Consider the following 13,392-nt stretch of genomic DNA (forward strand, 5'->3'; position numbering starts at 1 on the left):
TATTTGGCTTAGCCAGACACTTACACCTATCGGTTATTTGGTCTGTTAAAGAGCGGTGCTGACTGCTTGTTTCGTTTGCGTCGTCAGCTGAGGAGGCGAACTATACCCAGACAGACAAATGGCGTCAACACTTACCTCGCAATAAACTGCAAGCATTTGCTTAAGGTGTTGATTTGCAACGGTTAAGAAAAGCAAAAAAGTTGGCCGCAGGCGGCCAGGGTGGGCGCGAGCTTTTCGCGCAGGCGCTTCTGCATCTCTATAACAATGGAAAAATGGGGCAATTCGACACAATGCAGCTCATCCATGTAGATGCTACTTTGACAGCGGCCTGCTGGCGCATTAGTATTAATGCGAATGGTTATCAAGAAAAATCTCAATTAATGGAAAACCGCGCATTTCACTATGGCTCGCTAGGCATCATTGGCGCCGCCCACTTGGGCTTGTTGATGATGACGCCAAGCCACAGCTCGCCGCTGACGCCTCCGCAGGTTTTACCTGTTATAGAGATGGTCTCTGTAGCCAAGCAGCAGGCTGCACCGCAAGCCGTGCAACCAACGCCACCCAAACCGCAGCCTAAACGCCCGCCGGTAGCCAAGCCCATGCCGACGCCGCCCGTGCAAGTAAGCAAAAGCACGGTGGCACCGCCAGCCAATGCCATCAGCACCCCTCCCACTCCACCACAGCCCAAACCGCAGCCTGCGGTAGAAGCACCAGCGCAAGTCGCACGGCCTGTGGCGGATAGCCGCCCGGCCCCTGCGCCGGAAAAACCGGCTGCCGAACAAGCTTACATTGCGCCAACCCCCGTCAGTGGCGCACAGGGAAACCCCAAGCCGGAATACCCGCCGCTTTCGGTGGAGCTGGAAGAAGAAGGCACAGTGGTGCTACGCGTACTGGTCAGCACCAAAGGGCGCGCGCTGTCGGTAGCCATTGCCAAGAGCAGCGGCTATCCGCGGCTGGATAACTCGGCGCGCCGTACGGTAGCCAGCCGCTGGCAGTTCACGCCGGGCCAGCGCGGTGGCGAGGCGGTTGAAGAATATTGCCTGGTACCTGTTGAATTTACTCACCCTCAAAAGAACAAGTCCTGACCCATGAACCTGATGCTTACCTTTGAACAGGGCGATGCCGTACTGGTATCGGTGTTTCTGATCCTGATCCTGATGTCGGTACTGACTTGGTACTTCATCGTGCTGCGCGGCTGGCGTGCGTGGCACGTTCGGCGCCTGAACCGCGCAGCGGATGCGCAGCTATGGGGTGCGGCCAGCTGGCAAGCTGCAGAGAAGGACCTGGACGCCAGCCCGGCACCGGTAGCCGCCCTGCTGCGCGAAGGCCTGGCTGCGGTACGCAAATACCAGCAACACAGCGATGGCTCGCTTGGCCAATCGTGCAGCCTGGACGAGTACCTGACCCGCGCGCTGCGCAAGCGCCTGTCGCAGGAACAGCAAAGCCTGGAAGGTGGCATGACTTTCCTGGCCACCATCGGCTCGACAGCACCGTTCATCGGCCTGTTCGGGACGGTATGGGGTATCTATAACGCGCTGGTGAACATTGGCGCGCAGGGTCAGGTATCGATCGGCACCGTGGCCGGGCCGATCGGCGAAGCGCTGGTGGCCACAGCAGCGGGCCTGGCTGCGGCCATTCCTGCAGTACTGGCTTACAACACCTTTACCCGCCTGAACCGCCTGATCAACCAGGATATGGATCATTTTACCCACGACCTGCATGCACACCTGCTGACACTGGGAGGTAAAGATGGCATTCGGTAGTTTCGACAAGGGCGCCGACGCGCCGATGTCCGAGATCAACACCACGCCGCTGGTGGACGTGATGCTGGTCTTGCTGGTGGTGTTCATCATTACCGCCCCGCTGCTGACCAACGCGGTCAAGATCGACTTGCCGCAAGCCAGCGCCGCCGCGCACCAGGAAAAGCAGGAGGCGATCCGCCTGAGCATCGACGCCAGCGGCAAGATCTACTGGAATGATGTACCAATGGAAGAAGGCCGGCTGAAGAGCCGCTTTGCCGAGGCCGCCGCGGCCAACCCGCAAGTGGAGCTGCACCTGCGTGCCGACAAGGCAGTGCGTTATGAGGTGGTCGCCGAAGCGCTGGCCGATGCCCAAAGCGCCGGCGTCAGCCGTATCGGCTTCGTCACCGAAGCCCAGCAATAAGCCTGCGCGGCCTGCCCCACGGCAGGCCGTTTTGCCTATCGTGGCAGACCGATAGGCAAAACGCTGGCCAGGCGCCCCACCCGTCCACGCCGTTTGTCTACCCTGCCTTACAGGAATCATCATGCTGTTGCACATCCCCGCCGTGCTCACCCCCGAAGAACTCGCCCACGCCCGCAGCCTGCTGCTGGCCGCCCCCTGGCAAGATGGCCGTAGCACCGCAGGCCAGCAGGCCGTGCAGGTGAAAAACAATCTGCAGCTGCCACCAGAAAGCAATGCCGCGCGCGAGTTGGCCGCATTGGTGCGTAGCGCACTGTTCCGCCACCCCTTATATATGTCGGCCGCGCTGCCGCATACGCTGATGACGCCCATGTTCAACTGTTATCAGGGCGGCATGACCTACGGCAGCCACGTGGATAACGCCATCCGCCGCGACCCGCTAAGCGGGCAAAATGTACGGACCGACGTATCGTGCACCCTGTTTTTCAGCGATCCGGAAGAGTATGAAGGTGGCGAGCTGGTCGTGGAGGACACCTACGGTACGCATAGCGTGCGGCTACCGGCCGGCGATGCCATCCTGTACCCATCCACCAGCCTGCACCGCGTAGAGCCGGTCAGTGCCGGTGCGCGGCTGGCTTCGTTCATGTGGACACAGAGCATGGTGCGCAACGACACCCGCCGCGCCATGCTGTTCGATATTGATATGGCCATACTGCAGCTGCGGCAGAAGGTGGGAGACTGCGAGGAAGTGATGTCGCTAACCGCCACTTATCACAACCTGCTACGCGAATGGGCCGAAGTCTGACCTTGGCCGCACGGACAAAAAAAACCCCGCCGGACGAATCCGGCGGGACACCGTGGGACAGAGCAAAACCCTGATAAATCAGGATTTGACAGCAGGCGGCACGCCGCATGCTGTTCGGACAAGCACAGTATCCGACGGGTAGACCATACCCGTGACAGTCAGATACCTGCAGGCCCTACCACAGCCCGTTGCCGGGCGGGTTCGATACAGGCGCAACGGCAAGCCGTTGCACCGGAATTCATTGGACTTGCTACTGCATTACAGTGTAGCAAGCTCTGCGTGTCATACCCAGCGAATAAACGCTGCGACAACAGCATCAAGACAGCGCAGGCAATGCCAGTATTACAGAGTAAATCGGCGTTTTATTGCCACACTGCCAGGCATGCATTAATTGCATTGCCATAAAAAATGATATTGCGCAATTAGTGCCAACAAAAATGGCCAAAGTAAAAGCTAAGCCTCTATTCTTGCACACTGTTTAATTAAACCAGCAGTCAAGCTTACCCATCTCGGCTTGCATTGACAAAGCATGAATGCGCATGTTTACCATGCGTAAAATTCATGGAGCACGAATAATGAAACTGCCCCCGCTCAACGCCCTGCGTGTCTTCCTGGTGGCTGCCGAACACCATTCATTTACCAAGGCCGGCGAGACACTGCACCTGACCCAGGGGGCGGTGAGCCGCCATATCCAGACGCTGGAAGCCCACTACGGCCTGCCCTTGTTTGTGCGGCAGGCCAGGGGGCTGACACTGACACCCGAAGGTGTCGCCTTGTTCCCTGCCGTGCGCGATGCCTTCTCGCGTATCGAAGCCGCCAGCGAAGCCATTTCCCGCCGCTCGCGCGAGCTACGGGTCAAGGCCAGCCCGTCGATTGCCTCGCGCTGGGTACTGCCGCGCTTTACGCAGTTTCGTAACCGCTACCCGGAGCTGATGGTCAGCCTGGTGACCGTGACCGGCTTTGACCCCAACTTCAAAAGCCGCGAGTACGACATTTCCTTTCAGGCGTGCGAAACGCAGGAACCGGGGCTGATTTACCACCGTCTGCGCGGCGCCCGCTTTGTCCCGGTGGCCTCTCCCGCGCTGTTCAAAGATAAGCCGCGGCCAACCATAGAACAGTTTCTGGATTACCCCTTGCTGCACCCGTCCCATGAAGACCAGTTCTGGTCGCAATGGTTCGCGCTGTCGGGCATGAACCCGGGTAGCAGCATCGAAGCCTACGCTTTCGACACGCTGGATCTGGCTATTACCGCCGCCTCGCGCGGTATGGGCATTACCCTGGCCGAGGAGAGCATGATTGCCGACGATCTGGCCAATGGCTCCCTGGTGCAGCTATCCGATGTCGCCCTGGTCACCAGCTGGGCTTACTACCTGATCTACCCGCAAGAGCTGGCCACCCTGCCCAGCGTGATTGCCTTCCGCGACTGGGCGCTGAGCGAATTCAGCGATAGCCCTCCGCCGCAAGCCACCCTATAGCGGCCGCACCCGCGCCAGGCGGCTGCCGGTAATGGTGCCCGTGCCCCCGCTACCGCTGCCGCCAGCCTGGCCGCCTTGCCCGCCACTGCCACCGCCGCCGCCGCCGGGTGCCGTGCCGTCGCCACCATTGTCGATATAGCTTTGGTCCGGGGCCAGCGTACTGACATCGATCTCCAGCCCGTCATGGGTAATTTCGCTGATATCGCCATCCGCCAGGGTCTGGCCATCGCCCACCCATACCGCACCACGGATGGTGACGCGCTGGCCGCTCACCAGAATCAGCTTGCTGATCACCACATTGCCCGCTAGCGACCAGCCATTAGGGGCAAACGAGCCATTGACCACTACCGCCATATTGCCTACCGGTATGCCCTGATGCTCGCCCTGGCTGTCGGTCCAGGTTTTCAGATGGCCAGCGCCATCGCATAGCTGGCTGGGGTAGGCCAGCTGGCTGCACGCTGCAGCCGTACGCGGCGTGGCACTCCCGCTGGCTGAAAAATTCGGGGCCACCAGCGAGCGCAAACCGCTATTGGCCAGTGTCAGCGTGCCACCCGACAGCAGGGTGTTATAGAGCACACTATTACCGGCGCTGATTTCCACACTGCCCGCGTTGGCCGCCGTGGTTTTGAACAAGACCACGCCCGGCGGCATCTCCAGGCCAGCCAGCCTGCCCCAGCCCGTCGCAGCGGTTTTTTCCCACAACCGGCAGCTACCGCCGTTACAGCGCAGCAGCGGGATGGTGGGGGCGGCCGGAAAACTGGTCATGGCCAGTGTCGTCTGGCTCAAATCATAGGTGCCGGACAGGTCTGCCCCGCCACTACTGCGCATATGCTGGATCTTCAGCGTGGGGCGGCCCTGATGCTGCTCGTCGAAATAGAAAATGTAATTGGCCTGGGCTTCCAGCCGGTTGGCGTCCTGGTTCACCAGTGCTGTCTGGCATTGCACTGGCGGGATGGTTTGCGGGAGGCGCGTGGACAGCCTGGGTATCACGTACTCGCTCCCCTCTACCACCGGCTCGGTGCAGGCAAAGCGGCCATCCGCCAGGCGGCAGGTGGCCAGCTGCGCCGCCGTGTTGTAGCCGGGGATACCATACGCCTGGCCGCCGATACTGCCGCTTTCCAGGGTAGGCAACAGCCAGGGCGATGGCGCGTACAAATTGCCGCCGCCTTGCAGGCTGCGAATCTCCAGCGGGCCGGTGGCCAGAAACTGCTGGTAGCTGATGCGCTGGTAGCGCGAGGCACCACCCGGGCGCAGGCGGCCGTCTTCGGCGTTACCACCTATCACCACACTGCGCGCCTGCAGCGACACATCCTGTGCCGTGGCCCCGCCAAATACCCAGATATCGCCCTGCGCCAGATAGCTACCGGTGTAAGTGCCATTGCCACCGATCTTGATATTGCCGGTAGCGCAGGTGGGCGATGAGGCCGAGGTGCTGATCTTGTCGATATTGATATCGCCATCCACCGAGACACCACCCATCCCGCTGGCACCATTGCGCACCTGAAACAGGTTGCCGCTCACGTTCAAGCCACCGTTCACCGCCAGGCCGGTTTGCAGCCGCGGGTAGGACGGGCTGGCGGTACTCAGCCGCAGGCCTGCCGCCAGCGTCGCCGTGCTGTTAGCGCTGCGGCCAACTACATGAAAGCAATACTCCCCCGCCGTCGCATTCGTACAGCTGGCCTGGTAATGCACCGTCGCCAGCGTCTGGCCGGCAGCATTGCGCACCACTACCTCCTGCAGCGAAGGCAGGTCGCTCGCCTGCTTGCCCTGCACATACTGGCGCAGCGCTTCTACCCCGGCCCAGGCATTGATTTCGGCCTGGGTACGCGCATGCAGGGCATAGTTACTGTCCTGCGCCCCTTTGGTGTAATGCATCACCCCCAGGGTCAGGGCAGACAGCGACATGCCGGTAAGCAGCACCACCAGCAACGCCGCCATGCCGCGCTGGGCGTGGCGACGGGCAGGGAGATGACGGCGCACAGGCCGGGCAACAGCGAATTTGGTCATTGAAAATTCATCAGGCAAGTATGGCTATCTACGCGCTGGCCAGCGCTGTAGGCCAATGCAGAAATACGCACGGTGTATACGCCGCCACTGGCGCTACTGCCTACGCCGAATGGCTGGCAGCCCCCCGCAGCATGCGACACGGCAAAGCTGGCCACCCCGGCGCTGGCCAGGCTGTCGTGCCCGCGCGGCGGTGCGCCCAGCAGCAGCTCGGCCTGCTCCCAGCCGGCCCAATCCATGCTGCTGCCGTGGATGCGCCACAAACCGCCACTAGCCGGGGCGTACAGGCCGTCGTAGCGGAACACGCCAGACGCATCGCGGCTACGCCACAGCAGCGCCTGCCCCTGACCCGCCTGCGCCACCAGCGTGCCACTGGCCGGCGCCAGCAACAGCGCCTGGGCACTGCCACCCAGCGTGGCGTTTTGCAGCAGCCGCAAATCGTCGGGGTAGCGTGGCGCGGGCACACTACCCGATGCCGTCACGGCAAAATAACCCGCCTGCGCCAATAGCTTGTCTGCGGCCAACAGGCCGGTAGCCAGCTGCGCGTCCGTCTGCACGCCCAGCCGGCTCAGCGCGGTGACACGGCTGGTGGTACGCGACAACGACAGCATGGCCATCACGGCAAACATGGCCAGCAGCATGCCTATCAGCAGCTCCAGCATCGATATGCCGGCCTGATGGCGGCGGCTCATGAGCCCTGGGGGTCGATACGCACCTCCCCCTCCAGCAAGCCGCCACTGGCACGGATAGCCGGCATGGCCACCGATACCGTCTGGCTGGCCATGCCGCCGGACAGCGGTACCACGCTCAGCGTGGTCAGCACACTCTGGCAGCTGGCCTGCACGCTACCGCTACCCAGGGGCAGCTCGCTACTACGCGGCGTGGTGCTACGGCACTCGCCACGGCTCAGCGCCTGGCGCAGCTGGCTCACCGTCAGGTGCTGGCTGCTGCTGTGGCGCTGTGCCACGGCTGCCTTGGCCGCGATATAGGCCGTGCCGATGCCGATGATGGACATCAGCAGCAGCGTGATCAGCGCCTCCAGCAGGCTGATGCCGCGCTGTTGGCGGCAGGGTTTAGCGTAGCGTGGCGACAAGGCGATCCCCCCCTGCGGCGCTCACCGCGTAGTGACGGCACGCGCCTAATGGCAGGCCGTTATTGTCCAGCCGCAGCACATTGCCACAGCCTGGCGCGGCAGCTGCCGCGTCCTCTGCCAGGAAAAATGCCACCCCGTCCGCCGCTGTCACCGACCACGCCAGCGTACCGCTACTGCCTTCCCGTACCTGCACACGCTGGTTATCCAGAATCAGCAGCGTTGCCGCAGGCGTATTGCCGATACTGGCCAAAGGGTTGCGCAGCGCCAGGGCGCGGGTTTTGGCATAGGCCTGCAACAGCTGGCTATCGGCCTGGCTGATGCGGGCATTGGCAACCCAGCTGCGTGTCAACGGCACGCTGGCTAGCAGCAACAGCAAACCGATGCTGAGCACCACCATGGTTTCCACCAGGCTAAAGCCCGCCGCGCGCCCTACCATACCGAGATCCCGCCGCACGCCGCCCCGCCGTTTACCGCACGGATATTGCTGCTGGACAGCGTCAGCTCGCAGCCCTCGTTCACCCCCCCTGCCAGCCCGGAGGCCTTCAGGGTGTAGCTGCTGGCGCTGGCCTGCACCACATAACGGAAACGGTCTCCCCGCGCCGGTGCCCATGGCGAAGCGCTGGTGCCGGAAGCCAGGTAGGCCACGGTGCTGCTGGTATCTGCCGTTGGGTTACTGGCCGGCTGCGGGTACACCAGCTGGCGCTGGTACAGGTTTTCCATGGCCAGGCTCAAGGCCACCAGATCGGCCGCCGCTGTTTGCGCCCCGCTGCGCCGCACGTAGCTCTGGTAAGACGGCAAGGCCACCGACAGCAAAATGCCCAGCAGGGCCACCACGACAACCAGCTCAAGCAGCGTAAAACCACGCAGTGCCTGCCTGGCAGGGTTAGAGGAAACTGGATGCAAAACTGGATCCCAATTGGTATTAATTTAGAAACATTGCTCTAAATGATTGTTTTTAAATACTAAAATAGAAAACACATAGTAACTCAGCCAGAAAATATTGCCAATGTGCCTTTTTAAGCACAATTTATTACGCAATACGCTGCCAATTTAGCCATTTTTCATGGCTGCATGTCGGGCAAATGCGCTTAATTGGTAGTTTTGTGGTATTACCTACACAACCCTTCATATAACCATGGCAAAAAAACCACACCACGCCATGCGCATGAAAAAACCCGCCGGCTGCCAGGCAGCGGGCGGGTGACGTGAATAAAACGGACGGTGGTTTAGCCGGCCGCTACCTTGCGGCCAACCTTGGCGGCCAGGCCGTCAAACCACAGGTACAGCACCGGGGTGATGTACAGCGTCACCAGCTGCGAAAACAGCAAGCCGCCCACCACCGCCACACCCAGCGGCTGGCGCAGCTCGGCGCCGGCCCCCAGCGCCAGCGCAATCGGCAGTGCGCCCATCATGGCGGCCAACGTGGTCATCAGGATCGGGCGCAGACGCAGCAGGCAGGCAGTACGGATGGCCTGTTGCGGGCTCATGCCCTGCTCGCGCTGCGCCACCAGCGCAAAGTCGATCATCATGATGGCGTTTTTCTTCACGATGCCGATCAGCATCAGGATGCCGATGCTGGCGATGATGGTCAGCTCCTGGTTCAGCAACATCAGCGCCCCCAGCGCGCCCATGGCCGCCGACGGCAGGCCGGCCAGGATGGTGAGCGGGTGGATGTAGCTTTCGTACAGCACGCCCAGCAGCACGTAGATCACCAGCAAGGCCACCAGCAGCAGCGTGGTCTGGCTGCTTTGCGACTCGGCAAACGCCGCGGCGTCGCCGGCGTAGCTGGTAAACACGCTGGCCGGCAGGCCGATTTCCTGCTGCATGGCTTTCAGCCGCGCGTCCACCTCGCCCAGCGCCACGCCCGGCGGCAGGTTGAACGACAGCGTTACCGCCGGCAGCTGGCCCTGGTGGCTGACCGACACCGGCCCCACCGTGCGCTGGATGCTGGCCACGCTGGCCAGCGGCACCAGCTCGCTGCCGCTGCCGCGCACGTACAGGCGGGTGAGGTCGTACTCGTTCACACGCTGGCTGTCGTCCAGCTGCAGCAGTACCGAGTAGTTGTCGTTGTCGGTATAGATGGTGGCCACCTGGCGCTGGCCGAAGGCGGTATACAGCGCGGTGCGGATGGCCTGCATGCCCACCCCCAGCTGCGCCGCCTTGTCGCGGTCGATGTGCAGCTCGGCCTGCAGGCCCTTGCGCTGCGCATCGCTGTTCACGTCCTGGAACAGGCTGTCCTTGCGCATGGCGCGCTCCAGCTTCTCGCCCCAGTCGTACAGGCTGCTGCTGTCCACGCTCTGCAGCACGTACTGGTAGCGGCTCTTGCTGCTGCGGCCGCCCAGGCGCAGGTTCTGCACCGGGTTGATCGCCGCGCTCAGGCCGTTCACCTTGCGCAGGTCCTTGCGCAGGTCGTCCACCACCTGGTCGATCTTGCCGCGCTGGCCGCGTGGCTTCAGCGTGACGAACATGCGCCCACCGCTACCGCTCACCGACGAGGTGACAGCCGCCACGTGCGGGCTTTGCTGCACGATGGTGGCCGCGCGCGCCTGCAGTGCGGCCAACTTGTCGTAGGACACGTCCTGCGGCACCTCGGTATTGATGCTGACCTGGCCGGTGTCCTCTACCGGGAAAAAGCCCTTGGGGATGGCATGGAACATCCACGCCGAACCGGCCACGGTGCCCAGCGCCACCAGCAATGTCAGCCGGCTGTGGCGCAGCGCAGCGTCCAGCGTGCGCTCGTAGGCCGCCAGCAGCGCATCGAAGCCGCGCTCGAACGCACGGGCAATGGCGTGGCCCTGGCCGGCGTCGGCGTGGTGCGGCATGTGGTCGCGGCGCAAAAAGCGCGACGCCAGCAGCGGAATCAGCGTGAGCGAGGCCACCGCCGACACCAGAATGGCCAGCGACACCACCACGGCAAATTCGTGGAACAGCAGGCCGATCACGCCATCCATGTAAAAGATGGGGATAAAGATAGCCACCAGCGACAGCGAAATGCTGACGATGGTGAACGCGATCTCGCGCGAGCCCTTCAGCGCCGCCGTCATCGCGTCGTCGCCCTCCTCCATGTAACGCACGATGTTTTCCAGCACCACGATGGCGTCGTCCACCACCAGGCCCACCGCCAGCGTCAGGCCCAGCAGCGAGATGTTATCGATGGAATAACCCATCAGGTACATCAGGCCCAGCGTACCGATCAGCGAGATCGGCAGCGTCAGCGCCGGTATCAGCGTGGCGGCCATGCGCTGCAGGAACATGAAGATCACCATGATCACCAGCGCTACCGTCAGCAGCATGGTGAGGTTCACGTCGTGCACCGCCTCGCGGATGGCATCAGAGCGGTCGGACAGCGGTGCCATGCGCACCGAGCCTGGCAGCTGGCTTTCCAGCTTGGGCAGCATGGCGCGGATGGCGTCCACCACCGCCACGGTGTTGGCGTCGGACTGGCGGAACACTGCCAGCACAATGGAGCGTTCGCCGTTGACCCAGCTGCCGGTCTTCAGGTTTTCAATGCTGTCTTCCACCGTGGCCACGTCGGCCAGGCGCACCACGCTGCCGTTACGGTTGGCCACCGCCATGGCGGCAAACTCGGCAGCGCTCTTGAGCTGGCTGTCGGACTGGATGGTGAGCACTTGCGACGGGCCTTCCAGCGTGCCCAGCGGCGTATTGCCGTTGGCCGCACGCAGCGCAGTGGCCACTTCGTCCAGCGTCAGGTTACGTGCGGCCAACCTTTGCGGGTCGGCCTTCACCCGCACGGCGTAGCGCTTCTGGCCAAACACTTGCACCTGCGCCACGCCATTGATGGTGGACAGCGTGGGCGATACCAGGCTGTCCACATAGTCGTTCAGCTGCGTCAGCGACAGCGCCGGGGAATTCAGCGCCAGCAGCAAAATAGGCGCATCGGCCGGGTTCACCTTGCGGTAGGACGGCAGGCTGGTCATCTCGTCCGGCAGGCTGCGCTGCGCGCGCAGCAAGGCGGCTTGCACGTCCAGCGCGGCGCCGTCCAGATTGCGCCCCGGCTCGAACTCCAGCGTGACCGAGGTGCTGCCCTGGCTGCTGCTGGAGCTGATTACCGCCACACCGGGAATGGTGGCGAACTGTTTTTCCAGCGGCGTCGCCACCGAGCTGGCCATGGTCTGCGGGCTGGCGCCGGGCAGGCTGGCCGACACGTTGATGGTAGGCGTCTCGTAGCTGGGCAGCGCGGCGATGGGGATGCGCTGCAGCGCCAGCAAGCCGCCGATGATCAGCGACAGGCACAGCAGCACCGTCATCACCGGGCGGCGGATGCAGAGCTCGGAAATATTCATCATTGCGCTCCGCTGGCTGCACGCTGGCGTTTGCCGCCTTCGGCACCTGGCGCGCTGGCGTCGCGGCCTGCGGCACGGGCACCTTTATCGCCACCGGCCACCGGGCTGCACTCGGCCAGATTCTGGCTGCCTTTGCCGCCAGCGCGGCTGCCACGGCTACCTTCAGCAGCCGCGCCGCTGGCCTCGCTGCGGCCAACCTTGGCCGACACCGGGGCACTGGCGTCCTGCTTGCGCGGCGGCGCCAGCGTGACCAGCTCGCCGGGGCGCACGTTCTGGCCGCCGTTGACCACCACCTTCAAGCCGGGGGCGATACCGCGCACGATGGCGCGCTCGTTCTGGATGGCCAGCAGCGTCAGCGGTATGCGCTGCGCTTTGCTATCGGCGCCCACGGTGTAGGCAAACTGGCCGTCGGGGCCGGTGAGCAGCGCTGCTACCGGCAGGTTGGCCGCGCCTTCATAGCGCCCGGCCTGCAGCGCCACATTAACGAACTGGCCTGGCCACAAGGCCGTGCCGGCGTTATCGAAACGGGCTTTGAGCAGCACGTTGCCGCTACTGCTGTCCACGGCACTATCGATAAAAGTCAGCTCGCCGCTGTGGCACTGGCCCGCGCCGTTACCGCTGCGCGCCACCACCTTCAGCGGGCCGGCCTGCTGCGCCTGGCGCACCGCCTGCAGTTGCTGCTCCGGCAGGGTAAAGCTCACCGCCACCGGCGACATGCGCGTCAGGGTGAGCATGGCCGTGGCCATGCCCGGCTGCACCAGCGCACCGGGCGACAGGCTGATGGCGCCGACACGGCCGTCTACCTGCGCGTAGATGGCCTTCTGGCGTAGGCTGACCCTGGCCGACTCGACTGCCGCACGATCTGCGGCCAACGTTGCCTGCAGGCTGTCCACCTTGCCCTGCAGGGCGTCCAGCGCGCTTTGCGAAATGAACTGCTGGCGGAACAGGTCGCGCCCGCGCGCCAGGTCACGCCCGGCGATCTTCAGCTGTGCCGCGTCGCTGGCCTGCTGCGCCTGTACCCGTGCCAGCGCGGCGCGCTCGGCAGCGTCATCCAGCTGCACCAGCAGCGTACCCGCCTTGACCATACTGCCTTCCTGCACCAGCACACGCCCCACTACGCCGGACACCTGCGGCTTCACCTCCACACGGTCCAGCGCGGTGACCGTGCCGTTGGCGGTGAGCACCACCGGCAGCCGGTTGGGCTGCGCCGGCGCCAGCGCCACCACCGGCGGGCGTTTGGCCCGCGCGTTTTTATCTACCGCAGGCTGCTTGCCTGCCTGCCACCACACCGCTCCACCGGCTACCGCCAGCACGACGGTCCCTGTCAGCCATTTATTCATTGTCGCTATCGTCCAGTCTTGCCATGGCCACCAGCATAAACAATTTGCGCGACAGGCTTATGTGTTACTTCATTAATGAATATGAACACACTGTGCATAGCAAATGCTTACACCACACTTGCGACACACCCAGCGCTAAAACGCAGGCCCAACAAGCAAAACACCCCCAGGCGCAGTGCGCGTGGGGGTGTCAGCCATACCGCCGGCCCGT

The 13,392-nt window shown here is 63.3% G+C and carries 12 protein-coding genes; 5 read left to right on the forward strand and 7 right to left on the reverse strand.

All coding sequences use genetic code 11. The annotated features are described in order from the left end of the window. The first annotated feature begins 173 nt into the window (after positions 1-173). The 5 genes from PQU95_RS17545 to PQU95_RS17565 all read left to right on the forward strand — a co-directional run bounded on the left by PQU95_RS17545 (position 174) and on the right by PQU95_RS17565 (position 4,440). On the forward strand, positions 174-1,085 hold the full coding sequence (locus PQU95_RS17545) for an energy transducer TonB (RefSeq protein WP_272753207.1): 912 nt from the start codon (positions 174-176) through the stop codon (positions 1,083-1,085). A 3-nt stretch (positions 1,086-1,088) separates the two neighbouring features. Continuing rightward, complete coding sequence (locus PQU95_RS17550; RefSeq protein WP_272753208.1) at positions 1,089-1,763, forward strand: MotA/TolQ/ExbB proton channel family protein; 675 nt, start codon at positions 1,089-1,091, stop codon at positions 1,761-1,763. Then, positions 1,750-2,163 carry an ExbD/TolR family protein gene (locus tag PQU95_RS17555; RefSeq protein ID WP_144373335.1) on the forward strand — a complete coding sequence of 138 codons (414 nt, stop codon included), beginning with the start codon at positions 1,750-1,752 and terminating at the stop codon, positions 2,161-2,163. The genes PQU95_RS17550 and PQU95_RS17555 overlap by 14 nt, the downstream gene beginning before the upstream one ends. Before the next feature lie 121 nt (positions 2,164-2,284). Beyond that, positions 2,285-2,965, forward strand: coding sequence for a Fe2+-dependent dioxygenase (locus PQU95_RS17560; RefSeq protein ID WP_272753209.1), 681 nt, complete (start codon positions 2,285-2,287; stop codon positions 2,963-2,965). 575 nt (positions 2,966-3,540) lie between these two features. Beyond that, positions 3,541-4,440, forward strand: coding sequence for a LysR substrate-binding domain-containing protein (locus PQU95_RS17565; protein WP_272753210.1), 900 nt, complete (start codon positions 3,541-3,543; stop codon positions 4,438-4,440). On the opposite strand, the gene PQU95_RS17570 is transcribed toward PQU95_RS17565, so the two are convergent. From PQU95_RS17570 to PQU95_RS17600, 7 genes are all read right to left on the reverse strand, one after another. Continuing rightward, on the reverse strand, positions 4,435-6,447 hold the full coding sequence (locus tag PQU95_RS17570) for a hypothetical protein (protein WP_272753211.1): 2,013 nt from the start codon (positions 6,445-6,447) through the stop codon (positions 4,435-4,437). The two genes, PQU95_RS17565 and PQU95_RS17570, sit on opposite strands and share 6 nt — an antisense overlap. Beyond that, the gene (locus tag PQU95_RS17575; RefSeq protein ID WP_272753212.1) at positions 6,444-7,136 is read right to left on the reverse strand and encodes a PilW family protein; all 693 of its coding nucleotides are present in this window, start codon (positions 7,134-7,136) and stop codon (positions 6,444-6,446) included. Before PQU95_RS17575 ends, PQU95_RS17570 begins: the two co-directional genes overlap by 4 nt. After that, positions 7,133-7,537, reverse strand: coding sequence for a prepilin-type N-terminal cleavage/methylation domain-containing protein (locus tag PQU95_RS17580; RefSeq protein WP_272753213.1), 405 nt, complete (start codon positions 7,535-7,537; stop codon positions 7,133-7,135). The genes PQU95_RS17575 and PQU95_RS17580 overlap by 4 nt, the downstream gene beginning before the upstream one ends. Continuing rightward, positions 7,518-7,973: a pilus assembly FimT family protein gene (locus PQU95_RS17585; protein ID WP_272753214.1), complete on the reverse strand. Its 456-nt coding sequence runs from the start codon at positions 7,971-7,973 to the stop codon at positions 7,518-7,520. Before PQU95_RS17585 ends, PQU95_RS17580 begins: the two co-directional genes overlap by 20 nt. Continuing rightward, positions 7,967-8,440, reverse strand: a complete 474-nt coding sequence (locus tag PQU95_RS17590; protein ID WP_272753215.1) for a type IV pilin protein — start codon at positions 8,438-8,440, stop codon at positions 7,967-7,969. The genes PQU95_RS17585 and PQU95_RS17590 overlap by 7 nt, the downstream gene beginning before the upstream one ends. Before the next feature lie 323 nt (positions 8,441-8,763). Then, positions 8,764-11,841 (reverse strand): efflux RND transporter permease subunit, encoded by a 3,078-nt coding sequence (locus PQU95_RS17595; RefSeq protein WP_272753216.1) that lies wholly within the window; start codon positions 11,839-11,841, stop codon positions 8,764-8,766. Beyond that, entirely contained in the window at positions 11,841-13,181 is a 1,341-nt protein-coding gene (locus tag PQU95_RS17600; protein WP_272753217.1) for an efflux RND transporter periplasmic adaptor subunit, read from the reverse strand. Before PQU95_RS17600 ends, PQU95_RS17595 begins: the two co-directional genes overlap by 1 nt. Positions 13,182-13,392: the final 211 nt, after the last annotated feature.

Source organism: Vogesella aquatica (assembly GCF_028548455.1).
In the GTDB taxonomy this organism is placed as follows: domain Bacteria; phylum Pseudomonadota; class Gammaproteobacteria; order Burkholderiales; family Chromobacteriaceae; genus Vogesella; species Vogesella aquatica.